The sequence below is a fragment of the Streptomyces sp. NPDC045695 genome (assembly GCF_056432025.1).
In genome coordinates, this window is sequence record NZ_JBWKJU010000017.1 from 117,321 (window position 1) to 137,143 (window position 19,823).

A 19,823-nucleotide genomic window follows, 5' to 3' on the forward strand; every position below is an offset into this window, starting at 1 on the left:
GGGTCATGGCCGCGCGGGTGCTCACTTGTCGTCGAAGACGATCTGTTCGCAGGGGTGGGTCATCCGCAGGGTCTGCCCGTCGGTGATCTCGATCAGATGGTGCATGCCGGTGACCTCGTCGTTGCCCGGCAGGATGCGGAACTTGTCCCCGGCCCCGGCCAGGAAGGCGGGGAACCAGGCCAGTGACTGGTTCCCCGGGTCGTAGTCCAGGTAGTCCTTCAGCCGGCGGAACAGCTTCGGGAGGATCACCGCACCCGCGTCGGCGGTGATCGCGCACATGTCGGTGACCTTGGCCCCCTCGACGGTCACGTCCTCGGCCCACAGCCCCTTGGGCGGCACGGCCCCCCTGGCCTGCAGGGCGGCGGCCTTGAGGACCCCGCGCAGGTCGGACGGCAGACCCGAGTAGAAGGTCGGGTAGGCCAGCCCGACCGCGAGGAGGTGGTGGTTGACGGTCTTGCGCAGCAGGTCCTCGCCGACACGGATCTCGTAGCCGCTGCATCCGGGCGGGAAGCCGCGGCCGACCAGAGCGATGCAGCGGCCGTAGGCATCGGCGCCGCGGGTGAGGATGAATCCGGGCACGCTGTCGGGCGTGGTGGTGACGGTCTCGTCCGCGTGGCGCTCGATGTGGGTGAAGCCGAGCCAGGTCAGCAACTCGTCGGCGGCCCGGTGCGCGAACTTCAGCGGCTGGTGCCGCTCGGGTCCGTAACTGCCGTTGCCGTAGTGGGTCTCCAGCGTGTCGACGCCTTCCAGGCGGACGCCGGCACGGCCGTCCGCCTTGGGCACGATCGGTGCCCGCCCGCCCACGAGTTTCCAGTCTCCGGGGTCCTCGGGGATGAAGGGGAGGGTGTCGCCGTCCGGTTTGGCACCGCCGTTCACCCGGAAGGACCCTCTGATCAGCAGCATGGACATGGCGACTCCCAAGGGAGGCGGACAAGGGCATCACGTACCGTAGCAAACCGTTACCGAGAGTGTTCGAGTGTCGGGAGTGCGAAAAGGGCGTGCCCCGGGCCGGGCCGCTCGCTAGGGTCGGCGTACGCGCTGCCGACAGGACACGGCGCGCCCGATGCCAGTGAAGAGAAGGGGAGCCCGGCCATGCGCACGCACCGCACCGCCGTCTTCGCTCCCCGGTCCCGGTACGACGTGATCCCGGTGTCTCGCAGCGCGCGGTGCCGGCTGCGCGGCCGTCACCCCCTGCCCGTGACGCACCTCGGGGTCATCTCCCTCTAGGTTCCGGGCCCTTCCAAGGTCCCGTCCTTCCCGCTCGCCGTACGCCCCCCGGATCCCTCCGGCGCGGCGGCGGCGCCGCGGCCGCGTCCGGGAATCGCGCCGCCCTCTTCCTCATCACTCGAAAGGCCTCGGGCCATGCGCGCCAACAGGCGACCCGTCGACACCACTTCCCCGACCGCCGTCCGCAACCTGGGCATCCTCGCCCACGTCGACGCCGGCAAGACCACGATCACCGAACGCATCCTCTTCACGACCGGCGCCATCCACAAACGGGGCGAGGTGCACGAGGGCACGACCGTCACCGACTTCGACGCCCAGGAACGCGACCGCGGCATCACCATCTTCGCGGCGGCCGTGAGCTGCACCTGGGGCGGACACCGCGTCAACCTGATCGACACTCCGGGGCACGTCGACTTCTCCGACGAGGTCGAGCGTTCCCTGCGGGTGCTGGACGGGGCCGTCGCGGTGTTCGACGCCGTCGCCGGGGTCGAGCCGCAGAGCGAGTCGGTGTGGCGGCAGGCCGACCGGCACGGGGTGCCGCGGATCGCGTTCGTCAACAAGCTGGACCGGGCGGGCGCCGACCTCGACACCGCGGTCACGTCGATCCGGGAGCGGCTGGGCACCGTACCCCTGGTGGTGCAGCTGCCCATCGGGCAGGAGGACGCGTTCACCGGCGTCGTCGACCTGCTGGGGATGCGGGCGCTGCGCTGGCGCGCGGACGCCGACACCTACGAGACGGGGCCGGTCCCCGAGTCGTTGCGGGAGGAGGCGCAGCGGCGCCGCCGGCTCCTGGAGGAGACGGTGGCCGAGCTCCACGCCGACGCCCTGGAGGAGTTCTGCGCGGATTCGGCGCTGTCCGAGCGGACGCTGGTACGCGCCCTGCGCGAGCTGACGCTGCGCGGGGACGGCGTGGTGGTGCTGTGCGGTTCGGCGTACCGCAACCGCGGGATCGAGCCGCTGCTGGACGCGGTGCTGGCGTACCTGCCGTCCCCTGTGGACGTGCCCCCGGTGCGCGGGCTGGCGGGCGGCGTGGAGCAGGAGCGCGCCCCCGATCCGGCGGAGCCGTTCGCGGCCCTCGCCTTCAAGGTGACGGCGACGGCGACGGGACGGCTCACGTACCTGCGGATCTACGCGGGCACGCTGCGCAAGGGCGAGTCCGTACTGGATCCGGCCACGGGGCGTACCGAGCGGGTCGGCCGGATCCTGCGCGTGCAGGCCGACCGGCACGAGGAACGGGAGGAGGCACGCGCCGGTGACATCGTCGCCGTGATCGGGCTGAAGGCCGCGCGGGCCGGTTCGACCCTGTGTGCGCCGGGGGCCCCGCTGGTCCTCGAACCGCCCTCGGTGGCCGAACCGGTGGTGTCGGTGGCGGTCGAGGCGCTGCGCGGCGTCGACACCGGACGGCTCTCCTCGGCACTGGCCCGGCTCGCCGAGGAGGACCCGTCGCTGGTGGTGCGCTCCGACGCGGAGACCGGGCAGACCGTGCTGTCCGGGCTCGGCGAACTGCACCTGGAGGTCGCGGTGGAGAAGATCCGCAGCGGTCACGGCGTGGAGGTGGTCGTCGGCCGGCCGCAGGTCTCCTATCGGGAGACCGTCGTACGCGGCGTGACCGGTCTCGTCTACCGGCACGTCAAACAGGACGGCGGCGCCGGGCAGTTCGCGCACGTCGTCATCGACGTCGAACCGCTGGAGGAAGGGGGCTTCGAGTTCCGGTCGACGGTCGTCGGGGGCCGCGTGCCGCAGGAGTACGCGCGCGCCGTGGAGGCCGGCTGCCGCGACGCCCTGGCCGAGGGCCCGCTCGGCGGTCACCCGGTGACGGGCCTGCGGGTCACGCTCACCGACGGGGCGACCCACTCCAAGGACTCCTCGGAGATGGCGTTCCGGGCGGCGGGCCGGTTCGCACTGCGCGAGGCGCTGCGCGTGAGCACGGTGGAGTTGCTGGAGCCGGTCGTGGAGGTCGTGGTGAGCGTCCCGCAGGACGGTGTCGGCGGCGTACTGGGTGATCTCGCCGCCCGTCGCGGCCGGGTCTCGGCGTCCACGGCCCGGGCCGGGACGGCGGTGATCACGGCGGTCGTGCCACTGGCCGAGCTGTTCGGCTACGCGTCCCGGCTGCGCGGCCGGACCCAGGGCCGGGGGACCTTCACCACCCGGCCGGCCAGTCTGGCGCCGGTACCGGCTTCGGTCGCGGGTGCGCTGCTCGCCCGTTGACGGTTGACGGTTGACGGTTGACGGTTGACCGGGGGGGGCTGGGGCGCCGCGCCGTTCACGTCCGCCCCGCCCCGCCATGTTCCCGGGGGCGGGGCGGGGCGGCCGCTAGGCTGCGGAGCCCGTGGTCCCGCAGACAGGCAAGGTGGACATGTTCGAGTCCGTGCAGGAGAACCCGTATCCCGACAGCCACACCGTGGGCGAGGGCCCCGAACCGCACCCGCTGCTGCGGCCCGTACTGCCCCTGCTGGGGCGCTGGCACGGCCGGGGGCAGGGCCAGTACCCGACGCTGGAGGAGGACTTCCGGTACGAGCAGGAGCTCACCTTCAGCCACGACGGCCGCCCCTTCCTGCGCTACGAGGCACGGGCGTGGCTGATCGACGGCTCCGGCGCCCCGCTGCGGCCGGCGAGCCGTGAGGCGGGGTGGTGGCGGGTCACTCCCGACGCCTCACTGGAGGTCGTGCTCGCCCATCCCACCGGCATCGTCGAGACGTACGTCGGGCGGGTTTCCGGTACGGAGATCGAGATCGAGACGAAGGACGTGTCGCTGACCCCGCTGGCCAAGGAGGTCACCGCCACCCGCCGCCACTACACCCTCGGGGCCGGGGAGATGACGGTCGTGCACGACATGGCGGCGGTGGGACAGCTCCTGCAGCACCACCTCACGACGCGTCTGCGGAAGCGCCCGTCCTGAAGGCGTCGCCCTCGGCGAGCGTGCGGAGCCGGGTGAGGGTGGTTTCCATGTTGCGCCGGTTGCGGGCCTGGCGGTCCCAGACGCCGGTGGTGAGCGGGGTCAGCGTCCGCAGGACCCGCGCGCGCTGGTCACGGGTGGACTCGGTGACGCGGCAGCCGTGGGGCGTCGCGGTGATGTCGTAACGCCAGACGGCCATGGGCCGGCCGAACAAGGTGACCTTGAAGGCGAAGCAGCGTCCGGGTTCGGCGACGACGATCCGGGACGTGGTGCGCCAGATCAGCGGGCCGTTGCGGTTCCAGGCCCGGAAGGTCGCACCGCGGTCCGCGGCCTCCGGCGCGACGGCGGGGGGCCTGGTCTCGGCGATGAACTGCGTCCAGCGGCTGAAGTCGGTGAGCAGCTGGTAGACGGTGCTCGGGGTGGCGGCGATCTCCGTACTGACGACCACGGTCTCCTCCCGCACGGCTACTCCTCCCCCGGGCCGGGCGCGGCGTGGCTCCCGTCCGCCGGCGGGGCGGGGAGGGGGGAGGAAGGAGAGCGCCGGTGGGCCAGCGCCCGGCCGAGGGACGGCGGGATGCCACGGGGGTGTCCCTCGGCCGGACGTGGCGGCTCGGTGGAGGCGGATGGGGGAAGCACGTCTCAGACGGTAGGAACAGACGGTTCAGCAGACCGTCAGGTGATGTTCAAGTGGACTGCAAAAGTCGGCAGTTGGGCGTCGGCGGGGTGCCGGAGCGCCTGTTGCCGTGACGGCTGGCGCCGCCGCACTAGCCTCGCGCTTTCATGTGCGTGCTCGTCCATGCCTTGAGCAAATAAGCGGAGAGTGCTGCTGACCTGCAACGATGGGACTTGTCTAGGGTCCTGTTGGCTGCACGGAAAGAAGCACTCTCCAGGTGAGCGAGCGTATCGGGTTGTACCCGCGTGGCCGTGTCGAGGGCGGTGGCAGAGGGACGGTCTCGCAGGCCGGGGTGGTGCTGCTGGTCGAGACGGTCCGCAAGTCCGGCCTGGACACCGCGATATCGGCGGCAATGGCGCCGTGGCGCAAGCCGCGGACAGTGCACGACCCGGGCAAGGTCCTGCTGGATGTCGCGCTCGCGACGGCTCTGGGCGGGGACTGCCTCGCCGATGTCGCCATGCTGCGGGCCGAGCCCGACGTGTTCGGCCTGGTGGCATCCGACCCCACAGCCTCCCGGCTCATCGACGTCCTCGCCGCAGCCGGCCCGAAGGCCCTCACCGCGATCCGGTTGGCGCGGGCAGAAGTACGGTCGCGGGTCTGGGGGCTGGCCGGGGCGAACGGTCCGGCCGCCGACGGTCACGTGATCGTGGACATCGACGGCGTGCTGGTTCTTGCGCACTCCTGAATGATCGAGGCTAAGACCGATCCAGGCCGTGGGCAAGGCCCAGTCCCGGCAACGACCTTCGCCAGGTTCGGGGGGCTACTTCCAATAGGTTTCGGTGCAGGCGAACGGTGCGCCCGGTCCATATCGCCCGGGGATGCCCTCGAACCCGACGGTCAGTGCCTGTCGGCGCTCGGCGGGCGTGCCGTGAGATTCCGGTCCGCCGGGGGCGTCGCCAATCGCTTCAAGTGCGGTCGCAGCCTCTTCCATGTCGCCCGGCTCCAAGTAGCCACTGTGATAAGCAGTTGCCGCCCAGGCCCCGGCCATGCAGTCGGCGATGAGCTCATTCCACTTCCCAGTGGGTGGGGAGTAGGCCAGGCCCTTCTTCTCCTTGTACTGGATCCGGAGCTCATCGACCACGTGGTGGCCGAATTCGTGAGCGGTGAGGATCGCGGCAGCGAAGTCGCCGGTCCGCTGGGACTGCCGCTCGAAGATGTTGCCGGTCCACATCTTCTGCATGGTGGTGACTGGCAGGTAAATGGTGCCCGCGTGGCCAGGAGACAACTCGTCATTGGAGCAGTAGTAAGCGTTGGGGGTGTCATGGCTGACCACCAGAGGCGGCTGGCCCGGAAGAGCGCAGTTGCTCTGGATCGGAGCCTGGTCTGGCGTGACGATGGCGTAGCTCACCAACGGTTCACCCAGGCCGATCCGGCTGAAAAAGTCCGTCCAGACCTTGTCGGTGTCCTTGACGATGTCGGTGAGGTACGACGTGACCGTCTGCTGGTTGGTTTCGGGAGAGCTCTGCGGCACCGTCGCGCCCTCGGGTGCGATCGGTACCTGCTCGCCTTCCAGCTCGTCGGAGAAGTCCGGCGGTGCCGTAGCCGTCGTCTGTGCCGGCTTGGGCGGGGCCGCGGACACGTTGGGGCCGCAGCCAGACGCCGCGCCACTCGCGAGGACGAAAGCAGCCGCCAGAGACATGCTCGATATCCGGTCCATGGCTTCCGTTCTACGCCGCTCACCCGACGCACAGGATCATTTACACGGCCGAATGAGTGACGGCACCAACACCGCGGGCCCGGCCCGATGGCCGCCAGTTGGCCTCGCCGTTTCACTTGGGGATGGCTGTGGGGCGGAAACGCGAAAGTGCCTTCCTGACCTGGGACGATGAACCTTGCTGAGGGGTTCTGTCGGTCCAGGCGGAGGGCACTTTCTACGTGCAGGCTATCGGGTTGCGTCCCAAGGTCCAGGTCAGTGCAGATGGTTCCGGTGTGGTCGGGCATGCCGGGACACGGTTGCTGGCGGATCTCGCTGATGCCACGGGGCTGACCGCCGCGTGCTCCGCCGCTCTCAGGCCGCTTCGGCCGCGCGGGACCGGACATGATCCGGGCCGGATCGCCACCGACCTGGCGGTGATGCTCGCCGACGGCGGTGAGGCGATCGCGGATCTGGCCGTGCTGCGGGACCAGGGCGAGGTGTTCGGCCCGGTCGCCTCCACGCCCACGGCTTGGCGGTTGCTCGCCGACACCGACGAGGCTGCACTCGCTTCGCTGCGAGCGGCCCGCGGTTCAGCCCGGGAAGTCGCCTGGATGCAGGCCGCCGAGACCGGCAAGGGCATACCTGCTGCTCGGGCCGGCGGACGAGAACTTCCCGGCCTGGTTCTGGACCTCGACGCCACGCTGGTCACCTGCCACTCCGAGAAAGAGCAAGCCGCACCCACCTATAAGGGCGGTTTCGGCTTCCACCCGCTGCTGTGTTTCCTCGCGAACACCGGCGAGGCCGTGTCAGGGCGGCTGCGGTCAGGGAACTCCGGAGCCAACACTGCCGCCGATCACATTGCAGTGCTCGACCAGGCGCTCGCGCAGATCCCCGACGCTCACCGGCACGGCACCGACATCCTGGTCCGCGCCGACAGTGCCGGATCCGCGAAAGCCTTCCTCGCCCACGTCCGCGACATGCGGAAACGAGGAATTCGTACCTTCTTCTCGGTCGGATACGCCATCACCGAGCCGCTCCGCCGCGCCATTCGGGCCCTGCCCGCCCCCCTCTGGCACCCCGCCCTGGACCAGGACGGGACGCTGCGTGACGGCGCCGAGGTCGCCGAACTGACCGGCATGGTCGATCTGGACGGCTATCCGGCCGGCACCCGCATCATCGTGCGCCGCGAACGCCCGCACCCCGGAGCCCAGCTGTCCCTGTTCGACCAGGACGAGGGCCTGCGTCATCAGGTCTTCCTCACCGACACCCCTTACTCCGATGGCGGTTCCGCCCAGTTCCTGGAGGTCCGTCACCGCGGTCATGCCACCGTCGAGGACCACATCCGGTGCGGCAAGACCACCGGCTTCGGCCGCTTCCCCTCTCGCGACTTCGGCGTCAATACCGTCTGGCTCGAACTCAGCCTCACAGCGATCGACCTGCTGGCCTGGATGCGCGTCCTCCTCCTGGACGGCGCACTCGCGGCTGCCGAGCCGAAGAAGCTCCGCTACCGACTGCTGCACGTCGCCGCCCGCCTCACCCGTGGCGGCCGACGCCTGCGCTTGCGGATTTCCGCAACCTGGCCCTGGAGACATGAGTTGGTCACGGCCTTCCATCGCCTCGCCGCACTGCCCCGCCCGGCCGGCTGACCGACAAACCACCTGACCGCCACGACCCGAAGGGCCCCGGAGAACCCGACCACCGCGCCGGGACTCCACCATGCCCGCGCACCGAAATCGACCCGACCACCCGACAGTTACCCCTCAAGACGCCTCATCGCCCCAACCGAAACGGCGAGGCTAGGCTGACCGGCAGACATCAGACATCAGACATCTGGGGGGATCCATGCGCATTCTGGTGGTCGAGGACGACGCACACGTCCGCGATGCCCTGGGGACCGCACTGCGCCAACGCGGTCATGTGGTCATCGAGGCCGCGGACGGCAGACAGGCCCTGACCCGGGCCGAAGAGGCCGAATTCATCCTGCTGGACCTTGGGTTACCGGATCTGGACGGGCTCCAGGTCTGCAAGCGGATCCGGGAGCGCTCGGCGGTGCCCATCATCGCGGTGACCGCCCGGTCCGAGGAGATCGACCGGGTCATGGGCCTGCACATGGGCGCCGACGACTACGTCGTCAAGCCCTATTCGGTGCACGAGCTGATCGCCCGGATCGAGGCCGTCTCCCGCCGCACCTGCCGCTGCCGCCTCGCACCGGACGGGCACGATCCCGCCTGCCACGGTGAGGCGGGCAAGGCGGGGGCGGCGACCGAGGCCGGTCCGCTGCGGATCGACCGCAAGCAGCGGGCCGCCGCACTGCACGGCCGCGATCTGCAGCTGACCCGCAAGGAGTTCGACCTGCTGGCCATGCTCGTGGAGGACACCGAGGCCGTGCACACGCGGGAAGCGATCGTGGCACGGGTGTGGGACGAGAACTGGTTCGGCTCCACCCGCACCCTCGACGTCCATGTCGGCACCCTGCGGCGCAAACTCGGCGCGCACGGCTGGATCGAGAACATCCGCGGCGTCGGTTTCCGGCTCTGCCCGCCCGCCGAACAGAGGTAGCGCGGGTGCGCCGCAGACTGCTGGTCACCTATCTGACCCTGACCGCCGTCCTGTTGACGGTGCTGGAGGTCCCGCTCTGCTTCAACCTGGCGATGAACGAGTTCCACCACGCCGTCTTCGAGCGGACCGACGAGGCCGAGGTCCTGGCCGCCCGGATCTCCGCAGACCCGGCGGCCCTGTCCTGGCGGCAACCGGTGTCCGCATACGAGGCCTCGCATCCCGAAGCGACGGTCTGGCTCTTCGACTCCTCGGGGCGCCGGATCTACACGGGTGACAAGGAACTGCACCCGGCCGGAGCCTGGCAGGGCTCCGTCGACCGGGCCCTCGCCGGGGAACGCACCGCGCCCCTGGACTACTCCTTCACCACGACCGGCGAGCCCCTGCTGGTCGTCGTACCCCTGGCGCGCGGATCCGAGGGGCTCGGCGCGGTCGCCGTGGTGGCGCCCATGGGCTCCCTGCGCGATCGGATGGCCGCCCAGGCCGCCCTGCTCCTCGGGATCGCGGTCGCCGGACTGGCGGCCAGTGCCCTGGCGGCGATCCCGCTGGCCCGCTGGAGCGTCCTGCCGGTGCTGCGGCTCCACGCGGCCGTCCGGCAGATCACCAAGGGCCGGTACGGCGTGCGCGCGGCCACCGACGACGGGCCGGCGGAGGTACGGGAGCTGGCGCAGGGCGTCAACGAGATGACCCAGCGCCTGGTGGCCCTGCTGGAGGCCCAGCGCGGCTTCGTCGCCAACGTCTCCCACCAGATGCGCAATCCGCTCGCCGCGTTGAGCCTGCGGGTGCAGGCGCTCGAAACGGTCGTCCCCGCGGACGGGCGGCACGCCCTGACGCTGGCACTGGAGGAGACGGCCCGCCTGGGGCGCATCCTCGACGAGCTCCTCCAGCTGGCGCAGGGGACGGAATCGGCGTCGGGCACCATCGCGGTCAGCGTGCGCGACGTGGTGGAGCAGCGGGCCCGCGCCTGGTCCCAGGCGGCCGAGGAGAAGGACGTGACGCTCGCGGTCACCGGCGACCGTGTGGTGGGCCGGGCCCTGCCGGGCGCCCTGGACCAGGTACTGGACGTACTCCTCGACAACGCGCTGGGATTCTCCCCGCCCGAGGGCCGCATCGTGATCCGTACGTCTTCGGACGGCGAGTGGGTCCGCATCGCGGTGGAGGACGAGGGCCCGGGCCTGCCGGCGCGGGACCGGGAGAACGCCCAGCACAGGTTCTGGCGGGGCGCCCAGCCCGCCGACCGGGAGGGTTCGGGCCTGGGGCTGGCGATCGCCACCGCGCTCCTGGAGGCCGGCGGGGGCCGGCTCACTCTGACCGACGCCGTCCCGCACGGGCTGATCGCCTGCGCGGACCTCCCCGCCGAGCGGGCGCTGCCCCAAGTGCCGTCGGCCGCCTCGCGGTTCACGGCCTGACGAGCGGCGCGCACCCGGCCCGGGCCCGCGTGCGCTGGGTGACGTCACCCGGCTGCCCGGCAGGTGCTGCGCGTGCTCCGGCCCCCCGCCGCCGCATAGTCGGGGCAGGCCCGTATCGGCGGCGCCCTGCCCGAGGGAGTGACGATGGTGGACATGGGACGGCGCGCTGCCCTGGCGGCGCTGGTGGCGGCGGGGCTCGTCCCCTGCTCCGGCGCGACGGCGACGGCGGCGTCGGCGGCGGTGAGGTCCTCGACGCCGAGGCTCTCCCCCTGATCATCGACGCCGCCCGGGCCGAGGAGTACGAGGTCATCGACCTGCGCGAGTTCCTCGCCGCAGCGCCCGCACGGCGGTGACGGCCGGCCCGCCTCCCGGTGCGTGCCGCCCCTCGTGAGCGCGTACTGTCTCCCTGTTCATGACGTGGGAGGGGACATCCATGCAGGTCAGATCCAGACGCGGCTTCCTGGCCGGGGCCGCGGCCATCGCCGCGGCGTCGTCCGTCGGCGCGTGCACTCCGCGGGGCGAGAGGGGCGACCTGCTCGATGTGTCGGCGAGCGCCGAACTGCCGGCGGCCGCGGAGTCGCTGGCCGCCGACGGCACCACCATCGTCCTGGGGGACCCGGGCGCCGCGCTGGCGGTGCGGCTGTACGAGGACCCGAGCTGCCCGGCCTGCGAGGAGTTCGAGACGCAGGGCACGGGACCGTACCTGAAACGGGCGGCGCGCAACGGCGGGCTGCAACTGCAGCTCACTCTGGGCTCCTTCCTCGGCCCGGGGTCGAAGCACGCGGTGAACGCGCTGCGCGCCGCCGTGGACCGGGGGAGGTTCGCCGAGTACCACGACGTGCTCTACCGCCATCAGGCGAGCGCGCGCAAGGCCGGGGGGTTCACGCGGGACCGGCTGCTGGCCCTGGCCGTCCTGGTCGAGGGCCTGCGCGGCCCGGAGTTCGACGCGGCCGTGCGGGAGACCGGGCACCGGGAGTTCGTCGAAGCCTCCGACGAGGCGCTCAGGGCCTCATCCGTGAAGGGCACCCCCACCATGGCGATCAACGGGACCGTGGTGCCGACGGAGAACCAGGCCCTCTACGCCGACCGCAGCCGCCTCTACCGGCACCTCAGGGCACGGACGGCGGGAGAGGACCGCGGGCCGCGCTGATCCCCTGACGGAAGGCCCGTCCGTTCCCCCGGAAGGCCCGTCCGTTCCCCCGGACGGCTCGGCCAGCCCGGCCAGGGATCAGGCGTACCGGTCTCCAACTCCCTTCGGGCCGCAGGTCGTTGAGTTCGCCGTCGGCTATCGTCATTCTTTCTGCTGACGATCAAGACGGGGGCCGGTACAGGTGAACGGGATGGAGCTGCTGGCGGGGCGTTTCGAGGAGCACCGTCCCCATCTGCGGGCGGTGGCCTACCGGATGCTGGGCTCGCTCAGCGAGTCGGAGGACGCCGTGCAGGAGGCCTGGCTCAAGCTGAGCCGCTCCCACGCCGCCGCGGTGGAGAACCTGGGCGGCTGGCTGACCACCGTGGTCGGCCGGGTCTGCCTGGACATGCTGCGCTCGCGGACCGCGCGGCGGGAGGATCCGCTGCACGACGAGGCCGGTCAGGTCCGCCTTCCCGATCCGGTCGTCAGCCGCGCGGACGGTCCCGACCCCGAGCAGGAGGCGCTGCTGGCCGACTCCGTCGGCATGGCGCTGATGGTCGTCCTGGACACCCTCTCCCCCGCCGAGCGCCTGGCCTTCGTCCTGCACGACCTGTTCGCCGTGCCCTTCGAGGAGATCGCCCCCGTCCTCGGGCGTAGCGCCGCCACGACCCGTCAGCTCGCCAGCCGCGCCCGGCGCCGCGTCCAGGGCGCGGCGCCCGCTCCCGATCCCGACCGGGCCCGCCTGCGTTCGGTCGTCGACGCCTTCCTCGCGGCCTCGCGCAGCGGGGATCTCGACGCGCTCGTCGCCGTGCTCGATCCCGAGGTCGTGGCACGCTCCGACGGCGGCACCCTGCGCCCGTCGCTGCTTCGTCGCGGCGCGGCCGCCGTCGCCTCCCAGGCGATCACCTTCGCCCGGATCGCCGAAGCCGCCCGCCCGGTGCTGGTCAACGGCACCCCCGGCGTGGTCGCGATGGTGAAGGGCCGGGCCGTGTCGGTCATGGCGTTCACCGTCCGGGACGGCAGGATCGCGGCGCTCGACATCCTGACCGACCCCGAGCGCCTCGCCCGTCTGGACCTCGGCGCAGCCGAGGGCTGAGCCGCGCTCGACGCTCCCGCCACGCCTCGCGGACCCCGCTGACGACCCGACAGCGGGGTCCGCGGGCTGCGCTCTGACGGATCCTCACGGGTCGTGACGGAGGGAATTCGACAGGTAGTAATTAGGTGAATTCCTGACTGAATTCCCGTCAATAAGCACACCCGTCATATCTCGATTTGATAACAACCGGCACTAAAAGGCCTGGACCATTGATGCGTGACGCGCGTAACTTCCCTTTGTTTATTGCTAGTTGACTGTTCGTCAAATCAAGCGAACAGGTAACGGAACGATTTCCCGAAGCGCGCCCCCCTTTGTCCGAATTCTCCGGCGCATTCGTCTGGCAGGCTTCCGCGCACCCAGTCATTCCACAACGATTTGAGGTGCCCATGACAGGACGGCGCAGACGGCGGACCACCGACCACCGCCGCAGACCGCGGCGGTTGATACTCCTCACCGCCGCCACGGCAACGGCGGCGGTGATCGCCGCAGGCATCGCCTACTCCGGGTTCGGCGACGACGCCCAGGCCTCCGCGCCCGCGCAGGCCGCCGAGGCCGCCGCCCCGGCCGCAGCCCCGGCCCGGGACCAGGACCCGGAGCCCATCGCGGCCGCGCCCGCCAACGAGAGCGCGCGCGGCATGGTCTTCGACGGCCTCGCGGCCGCACCCAAGGGCGACAAGTGCGTCGGCGTCTACCGCACCGACGCCGGGCTGTGCACCCACGGCCCGGACGCCCCGCCCAAGGGCGTCGACATCTCGAAGGACATCGAGCCCGCGGTCAAGGAGACCGCTCCGGCGGCCGATCCGGCCCGCCCGGCGAGCGAGGACCCGGCCACCACGCAAGGCAGCGGGCGTCCTCAGGACGCGCCCGCCGCCGACGCCTCGGCCACCAAGGCCACCGCGCCCGAGCCCGCCGCCGCCTCCGGCGGCCAGAGCGTGGCCGCCGGCCCCGCGGGCCAGACCGTCCAGTGCGACGGCGACGGCAGCACCGGCAACCGCGTACAGGTCGTGTACGTCCACGCCCCCGGCAAGGACCGCTACTCCGAGTACGTCGCCTCGTTCCGCAAGTGGGCGGCCGACGCCGACCTCATCTACTCGGCGAGCGCCCAGGAGACCGGCGGGGTCCGCCACATCCGTTACGTCACGGCCGCGGACTGCACCCCCACGGTGCTCAACATCGAGCTCCCGGCCTCGGCACTGGCCGAGTTCAGCGCGACCAACAACGCGCTCGCCGGCAAGGGCCTCGACCGCCGCGACCGCAAGTACATGATCTTCGCGGACACGCAGGTCTACTGCGGCATCGGCACCTTCGCGGGCGACGAGCGGCCCGGCCAGGCCAACCAGAGCAACTTCGGCCCCTCCTACGGCCGTACGGACTCCGGCTGCTGGGGCGGGCACACCGCCGCGCACGAGCTCGGCCACAACCTCGGGGCGGTCAACAACAGCGCCCCGAACACCAGCCGGGGCGCCCACTGCACCGACGAGTTCGACGTCATGTGCTACTCGGACACCCCGTACTACCCCCAGATGCGCAACGTCTGCACCAACCAGGCGTCGGAAAACATCCTGGACTGCAACCACGACGACTACTTCCACACGAGCCCCAAGGCCGGCAGCTACCTGGCCACCCACTGGAACATCGCCGACAACCAGTTCCTGATGAAGACGAAGGGCGGCACCGACCCCGGTCCCAACCCGAACCCCACGCCGACCCCGACCCAGAAGCCCACGCCGACTCCCACGAAGAAGCCCGCGGGCGGCCCGGCCGCGACGGCCGGCGAGATCCGGTCGGACTCGGTCGTGGTCAGCTGGCCCAAGGTCGAGGGCGCCGCCTGGTACCAGGTCATGCTCAACGGCAAGCACCTGACCTGGGTGCAGTCGCAGGTGCTCCGCATCTACAACCTCCAGCCCAACACCTCCTACACGGTCACCGTCTCGGTGCGCGACAGCGCCGGCCGGGACAGCGGACCGGGCAAGGCCGCGACCTTCCGTACCGCGGGGGCGGGCGGCGGCACGACCACCCCGAACACCCGGTACACGCTGGGCAACGGCAGCACCGGCATGGCCGCCGAGGTCTGGGGCGGGCGCACCGCCGACGGCACGGTGCTCGTCGGGGGCCGCGCCAACGGGTACGCGCAGCAGCAGTGGTTCTTCGACGACGCGGGCGGCGGTCAGGTCCGCATCCGGTCCGCGGTCTCCGGCAAGTGCCTCCAGCCGGGCGGCACGCCCGCCGAGGGCATGTGGATCGCCCAGCAGCCCTGCTCCGGCAACGGCGCGCAGGCCTGGAAGCTGGCGTCCCGCGGGGGCGCGGTGACCGTCACGGATCCGAGCGGCGGCTTCGCCCTCACCGTGAGCAAGCGGCCCTACTACGGGTACTGGCTGCTCGACCTCCAGCGTGCGGACGGCCGCGCGGCGCAGCTCTGGACCGTCCAGAAGGCCGGCTGAGCGGCACGCGACGCCCCGCACCCCTGACGCCGTGACGCCCTGGCGCAGGGAAACCCCACCCGGCGGACGGCCGCCCCGCGCGGCCGTCCGCCGGGCCCCCTCACCTCGACCGGAGCACCCCGACGATGCGCATACGAACCGCTGTCCCCGCCGCCCTGGCCGCACTCGGCCTGATGTTCCTGATGCCCGCCACGGCCCACGCCCACGGCGACACCGTGAAGGTGGTGGTGACCGGGCAGCGGCAGGGCCATGTCACCGCCGACGTCACCTGGGAGAACGACGGGGACGCCGTCGACGAGGCGGTCGCCGCCACGGTGAACGCGGTCAGCGTCGACGGCTCCCGCACCCTGGGACCCTGGCGCCTGGTCCGTGACCCCGCCGCGGCCCCCGCGGGCTGGACCACGGCCGAGACCCTGCCGCCGGGTTCCTGGAAGGTCAGCGTCGACGTGGGCTTCCCGGCGCTCGGACACGGCGAACTCGAAGTCGGCGTACCGGTGGTGGACCCGGCGCCGAGCACCGGCACTCCGGCCCCCGGGACCCCTGCCACCGGCTCGCCGGCCGCCTCGTCCCCGGCTCCGCTCCCGTCCTCCCCGGCGACCGCGTCGGCCGCGGCCCCCTCCGCGTCCACGGCTCAGGCACCGGATGCCGACGGCGACGCCGAGGGTGACGCGGTGTGGTGGACGACGGCGGGTGTGGCGGTGACCGCCCTGGCCGGGGCGGCCGTCGGCCTTCTGCTGCGCCGTCGGCGGATGCGCCGCGGCCGGCTCGGGTAGCCGACGGCGCCTGGCGGGAACCCGTCCGCCGGATCCTGCGTCGTAGGAGGCCGGAGCAGTCGAGGGGCGGGGCGTGGTGGGGCAGGCGGACGGCGGTGGTCACCGCGGCAGCCGGTGGAGTCGGGGCGAGGACGCGAGCGGCCGCTCGGCCTGGGCCCGGCGAACCCGGACGCGCGGGCGCGTGCTCGCGTCGCTCGCCGTACTGACCGCCGGTCTGCTGGTGTTCCACTCCGCGGTCCCCAACGGCGTAGGCCGCCTCGGCAGTCTGCTGGAGGCCTTCCTGCCCTGGCTCGGCCTGGCCGCCGCGGTCCTGCTGGCGGCGGCGCTCGTACGCCGCTCCGCCACCGCGCTGGTGGCCCTGCTGCTCCCCGCGGCCGCGTGGGCACACGCCTTCGGCGGGCTGCTCCTGCCCGCTCCCCCGGACCGCGGCGCACCCCGCATCACGGCGGTCCAGCACAACGTCAGCGACGAGAACCCCGACCCCGCGGGCACCGCGCGCACCCTGGCCGGGCCCGCGCCGGACCTGATCGCGCTGGAGGAGCTCACGCCCGCCGCACTGCCGGTCTACGAGGCGACCCTGGGGCCCCGATACCCGTACCACGCGGTCGAGGGCACGGTCGGGCTGTGGTCGAAGCATCCGCTGACGGACGTCCGGCGGCTCGACGTCAAACCGGCGGGGATCGGCGAGGGCTGGAGCCGGGCGCTGCGGGCCGGCGTGCGCACGCCGAGCGGCGAGATCGCCGTGTACGTCGCCCACCTGCCCTCGGTCCGCATCCGGCCGAGCGGTTTCGCCACCGCCTTGCGGGACGAGAGCGCGCGGCTGCTGGGCGCGGCCCTCGCCGCTGAGAAGACCGAGCGCGTGATCCTGCTGGGCGACCTCAACGGCACGGTGGACGACCGCGGGCTCGCCCCGGTCACCTCGCGCATGGAGCCGCCACGGCGGGGGCTCGCCTTCAGCTGGCCCGCGGCCGCCCCCGTCGCCCGGATCGATCAGATCCTGACCCGCTCGGCGACGGCCACGGACGTCCGGACCCTGCCCGCCACCGGCAGCGACCACCTCCCGATCGCCGCCCACATCACCCTGGGCCTAGGCGCTGTCGTCAAAGTCCCGCCTGGCCCGCGGCGCCCGGCGCCGCACCTCGCCGCGTTGTCGGGGCGCCCGAGTACGTCCCGTACACACCGCGCCCCTCCGCCTTGCGATGCACGGCACCGGACACCGCGGGCCTGACCGGCGCTACTTAGACGACAGCGCCTAATGCTCCTCCGGGCCGCCCACGCGGATCACGAGCTTGCCGCGCACCTGCCCCTCCCTGAGATGGCGGATCGCGTCGGGCGCCTCGGCCAGCGGGTAGGTCCGGTCGACGGCGGGGGTCACCTTGCCGGCCTCGATGAGGTCGGTGAGGACCCGCAGGTCGCTGTGGTGTTCCACGGAGGCGAGGGGGCGCAGGTTCTGGCTGATGAAGGGGGACAACAGGAGTGCGGCCAGCTGCCGTTGGGTGCCGCCGATCCAGCGGCCGCCTTCCTCGCCCCCGACGATGACGAGGGTTCCGCGGGCGGTCAGGGCGCGGCGGAGCCGGGAGAGGCGGCGGTTGCCCGCGATGTCGAGGACGAGGTCGTACCGGTGGCGGCCGTCGGTGGGGTCCTCGTGCAGGTAGTCGACCACCTCGTCGGCGCCGAGGGAGCGGACCAGGTCCGCCTTGGCGCCGCTGCAGACTCCGGTGACATGGGCGCCGAAGGCCTTGGCCAGTTGTACGGCGTAGCTGCCCACGCCTCCTGAGGCGCCGAGGATCAGGACCCGCTGCCCGGCCTCGATCCGGCCGCCGTCCCGCAGGGCCTTGAGGGCGGTGCACGCGGAGACGGGCACGGCGGCGGCCGCCTCGAAGCCGAGGTTCACCGGCTTGGGCGCGAGCCGGTCCTCCTTGGCGCAGGCGTACTCGGCGAAGGACCCGGTGCCGCTGCCGTACACCTCGTCGCCGGGCCGGAAGCGGGTGACGTCCGGACCGACGGCCTCCACCCGCCCCGCGAGGTCCATGCCGGGGACGCGTGACTTGGGCGCGCGCAGGCCGAAGCCCGCGGCGCGGATCGCGTACGGCATGCCCGCCACGAGGTGCCAGACACCCTGGTCGACGGCGGCCGCGTAGACCCGTACGAGCACCTCCCCCTTGCCCGGAACCGGCCGGTCCGTCTCTTCGAGCCGCAGGACCGCGGGCGGTCCGTAGATGTCCTGGACCATGGCTTTCATGCGTCGTCTCCCTCGGTCGCGGTGTACTGGAACACTTGGTCGAGCGGTACCGCGAAGACCCGGGCGATCTCGAACGCCTTCTCCAGGGAGGGCGAGTAGCGGCCCTGTTCGATGGCGATGACGGTCTGCCGGGTCACGCCGATGCGGCGGGCGAGCTCGGCCTGCGTCATCTCGCCGTTGGCGAAGCGCAGGGCCCTGATCGCGTTGGTGACCTTCGTCGGCCTCACCACGGCTGGAAGCCCGACCGGTAGGCGGCGACCTTCGCCGTGGACCCGACGATCGCCGACAGGACGAAGGCCAGGTAGATCACGTTGGCGATCCAGAACTGGTCCGCTTCGGCCATCGCCAGGACGAGCCCGGCCACGCCGCCGATGGCGATGAACGACTGGCCGATGTACTCACCGAAGTGGTGGATCTCCCGGTCGCGCTGATCCTTGGTCTTGCCGTCCTCGGGCGACAGCAGCGCCACGGTGATGTGGAGTGCGATCGACGCGACGATGGACGCGCCGACCGTCCACACCAGTGCTGCGGCATAGGGTTGTTGAGCCAGCGGGCCGTCCCCGGAGCGTCCGAGGACGACGGCCAGGTAGGCGCCGTACGACACGATCGCGACCACGATCATGATCCAGGCGCGTTTCTCCTCGACTGCCACGGCCGCTCACCCTCATCCTCGATGTAAAGAAAACCCGACACCTGGAGTGTCAAGCAACCAGGACATGGTGTCAAGATTTCTATACATCACGAGTCGGATCCGGCCGAGGTCGGGAAAGGTGGGGCTACGGAAAGGGGGAGGCGCGTCTCACTGTCCGGCGAGGAGGGACTCCGCCACGGTGGTGCGGGCGTAGAGCACCGAGCGGCCCGCCCGGTGGGCGCTGACCAGCCCCGCGTCGCGCAGGGCGGTCAGGTACTGGGACACCCCCGAGGTCGAGAGCCCCGTACGCCGGGCCAGTTCGGTCGTCGAGGCAGGACTGTCGAGCTCGGCCAGCAGCCGGGTGCGTGAGCGGCCGAGGACGGCGGCGAGCGCATCGGTCCCGGTGGCCGTACGGGGTTGCCACAGGGCCCCGGTACCGCGCGCCGGGTAGGCCAGTTGCGGAGGCTCCGGCGGCGTCATCCGGGTGAAGGGGACCGCCCCGGTGAAGACCGAGGGGATCAGTACCAGCCCCGCGCCCGCCGCCTGCCGGGACAGCACGGCCTGCCGGCGCTCCAGCCGGAGCGCGTCGTCGTCCCAGCTCACCGAGGGGTGCAGTCCGTTGAAGAGGTGGGCCGGGCCCTGCTCGGCGACCTGGCGGGCCCGGTGGAAGACGTCGGCGTCGAGCACGGCCCGCAGCCGCGCCCAGTAGGGCGCGAGCGCCAGCTCCCAATAGGCCCCGATCTCCTGCGCGACCCGGTCCAGGCGGGCCCGCGGCTCGGCGTACAGGGCCCGCGCACGGGGGCCCAGCCCGCCCTGCTCGTGTCCCAGGCGGTCGAGGTCCCGGCGTACCCGGAGGGAGGGGGCGGCCAGGATCCCGGCCAGTTCCTCCGCCAGCGTGGGGACGGGTCCGGCGGGAGCCGGGTTGAGGAAGTCGGGCACGTAACCGGACGGCGGGATCAACTCGGCGAGCAGGCCCCGGTCCAGCCCGGCATCCGCCACCCGCGGCCGTACCTGCTCGATCCAGGGCCGGTGCACCGGATGCGCGGCGCCGGAGGCCAGGAGCCGGAAGCTGGGCCCCACTTCCCACATCGGCGAGACGGCGAACCGCATCTGT

The 19,823-nt window shown here is 72.1% G+C and carries 17 protein-coding genes and 2 pseudogenes; 12 read left to right on the forward strand and 7 right to left on the reverse strand.

Annotation, left to right across the window (positions count from 1 at the left end):
• Positions 1 to 21 precede the first annotated feature (21 nt).
• Positions 22 to 909 carry a nuclease gene (locus tag AC07DU_RS25735; protein ID WP_479029873.1) on the reverse strand — a complete coding sequence of 296 codons (888 nt, stop codon included), beginning with the start codon at positions 907 to 909 and terminating at the stop codon, positions 22 to 24.
• A gap of 183 nt (positions 910 to 1,092) precedes the next feature.
• Here AC07DU_RS25735 and AC07DU_RS25740 point away from each other — a divergent pair, with 183 nt between their 5' ends.
• The 3 genes from AC07DU_RS25740 (at position 1,093) to AC07DU_RS25750 (ending at position 4,126) form a co-directional block, all read left to right on the forward strand.
• On the forward strand, positions 1,093 to 1,227 hold the full coding sequence (locus AC07DU_RS25740) for a hypothetical protein (RefSeq protein WP_361951370.1): 135 nt from the start codon (positions 1,093 to 1,095) through the stop codon (positions 1,225 to 1,227).
• Between the two features lie 135 nt (positions 1,228 to 1,362).
• Positions 1,363 to 3,435, forward strand: a complete 2,073-nt coding sequence (gene fusA / locus AC07DU_RS25745; RefSeq protein ID WP_479113849.1) for an elongation factor G — start codon at positions 1,363 to 1,365, stop codon at positions 3,433 to 3,435.
• A 148-nt stretch (positions 3,436 to 3,583) separates the two neighbouring features.
• The gene (locus AC07DU_RS25750) at positions 3,584 to 4,126 is read left to right on the forward strand and encodes a heme-binding beta-barrel domain-containing protein (RefSeq protein WP_479113877.1); all 543 of its coding nucleotides are present in this window, start codon (positions 3,584 to 3,586) and stop codon (positions 4,124 to 4,126) included.
• Here AC07DU_RS25750 and AC07DU_RS25755 read toward each other — a convergent pair.
• Positions 4,095 to 4,586 carry an SRPBCC family protein gene (locus AC07DU_RS25755; RefSeq protein WP_479029880.1) on the reverse strand — a complete coding sequence of 164 codons (492 nt, stop codon included), beginning with the start codon at positions 4,584 to 4,586 and terminating at the stop codon, positions 4,095 to 4,097. The two genes, AC07DU_RS25750 and AC07DU_RS25755, sit on opposite strands and share 32 nt — an antisense overlap.
• 427 nt (positions 4,587 to 5,013) lie before the next feature.
• On the opposite strand from AC07DU_RS25755, the pseudogene AC07DU_RS25760 reads away from it, so the two are divergent.
• Positions 5,014 to 5,478, forward strand: a pseudogene (locus tag AC07DU_RS25760) (transposase); the annotation flags it as partial.
• A gap of 78 nt (positions 5,479 to 5,556) precedes the next feature.
• On the opposite strand, the gene AC07DU_RS25765 reads toward AC07DU_RS25760, so the two are convergent.
• On the reverse strand, positions 5,557 to 6,453 hold the full coding sequence (locus tag AC07DU_RS25765; protein WP_479113851.1) for a neutral zinc metallopeptidase: 897 nt from the start codon (positions 6,451 to 6,453) through the stop codon (positions 5,557 to 5,559).
• 188 nt (positions 6,454 to 6,641) lie between these two features.
• Here AC07DU_RS25765 and AC07DU_RS25770 point away from each other — a divergent pair, with 188 nt between their 5' ends.
• The 8 genes and pseudogenes from AC07DU_RS25770 to AC07DU_RS25805 all read left to right on the forward strand — a co-directional run.
• Complete coding sequence (locus tag AC07DU_RS25770) at positions 6,642 to 8,078, forward strand: IS1380 family transposase (protein WP_479113880.1); 1,437 nt, start codon at positions 6,642 to 6,644, stop codon at positions 8,076 to 8,078.
• A 196-nt stretch (positions 8,079 to 8,274) separates the two neighbouring features.
• Positions 8,275 to 8,991 carry a response regulator transcription factor gene (locus tag AC07DU_RS25775; RefSeq protein WP_360891985.1) on the forward strand — a complete coding sequence of 239 codons (717 nt, stop codon included), beginning with the start codon at positions 8,275 to 8,277 and terminating at the stop codon, positions 8,989 to 8,991.
• 5 nt (positions 8,992 to 8,996) lie between these two features.
• Positions 8,997 to 10,397 carry a sensor histidine kinase gene (locus AC07DU_RS25780; protein ID WP_479113853.1) on the forward strand — a complete coding sequence of 467 codons (1,401 nt, stop codon included), beginning with the start codon at positions 8,997 to 8,999 and terminating at the stop codon, positions 10,395 to 10,397.
• Positions 10,398 to 10,830: 433 nt separating this feature from the next.
• Positions 10,831 to 11,547: a DsbA family protein gene (locus AC07DU_RS25785; RefSeq protein ID WP_479029887.1), complete on the forward strand. Its 717-nt coding sequence runs from the start codon at positions 10,831 to 10,833 to the stop codon at positions 11,545 to 11,547.
• 190 nt (positions 11,548 to 11,737) lie between these two features.
• Positions 11,738 to 12,622 carry an RNA polymerase sigma factor SigJ gene (sigJ, locus tag AC07DU_RS25790; RefSeq protein WP_479113855.1) on the forward strand — a complete coding sequence of 295 codons (885 nt, stop codon included), beginning with the start codon at positions 11,738 to 11,740 and terminating at the stop codon, positions 12,620 to 12,622.
• Positions 12,623 to 13,062: 440 nt separating this feature from the next.
• Complete coding sequence (locus AC07DU_RS25795) at positions 13,063 to 15,063, forward strand: RICIN domain-containing protein (RefSeq protein ID WP_479029891.1); 2,001 nt, start codon at positions 13,063 to 13,065, stop codon at positions 15,061 to 15,063.
• Between the two features lie 125 nt (positions 15,064 to 15,188).
• Positions 15,189 to 15,836: a hypothetical protein gene (locus AC07DU_RS25800; RefSeq protein ID WP_479029893.1), complete on the forward strand. Its 648-nt coding sequence runs from the start codon at positions 15,189 to 15,191 to the stop codon at positions 15,834 to 15,836.
• 181 nt (positions 15,837 to 16,017) lie between these two features.
• Positions 16,018 to 16,917 (forward strand): annotated as a pseudogene (locus AC07DU_RS25805) (endonuclease/exonuclease/phosphatase family protein); the annotation flags it as partial.
• A 171-nt stretch (positions 16,918 to 17,088) separates the two neighbouring features.
• On the opposite strand, the gene AC07DU_RS25810 reads toward AC07DU_RS25805, so the two are convergent.
• The 4 genes from AC07DU_RS25810 to AC07DU_RS25825 form a co-directional block, all read right to left on the reverse strand.
• Positions 17,089 to 18,078, reverse strand: coding sequence for an NAD(P)-dependent alcohol dehydrogenase (locus AC07DU_RS25810; protein ID WP_479113857.1), 990 nt, complete (start codon positions 18,076 to 18,078; stop codon positions 17,089 to 17,091).
• A complete protein-coding gene (locus AC07DU_RS25815) occupies positions 18,075 to 18,308 on the reverse strand; it encodes a helix-turn-helix transcriptional regulator (RefSeq protein ID WP_453374447.1) in 234 nt (77 codons plus the stop codon). The genes AC07DU_RS25810 and AC07DU_RS25815 overlap by 4 nt, the downstream gene beginning before the upstream one ends.
• Positions 18,302 to 18,730 (reverse strand): hypothetical protein, encoded by a 429-nt coding sequence (locus tag AC07DU_RS25820; RefSeq protein WP_479113859.1) that lies wholly within the window; start codon positions 18,728 to 18,730, stop codon positions 18,302 to 18,304. The genes AC07DU_RS25815 and AC07DU_RS25820 overlap by 7 nt, the downstream gene beginning before the upstream one ends.
• Before the next feature lie 147 nt (positions 18,731 to 18,877).
• The gene (locus AC07DU_RS25825) at positions 18,878 to 19,819 is read right to left on the reverse strand and encodes an ArsR/SmtB family transcription factor (RefSeq protein ID WP_479113882.1); all 942 of its coding nucleotides are present in this window, start codon (positions 19,817 to 19,819) and stop codon (positions 18,878 to 18,880) included.
• Positions 19,820 to 19,823 lie beyond the last annotated feature (4 nt).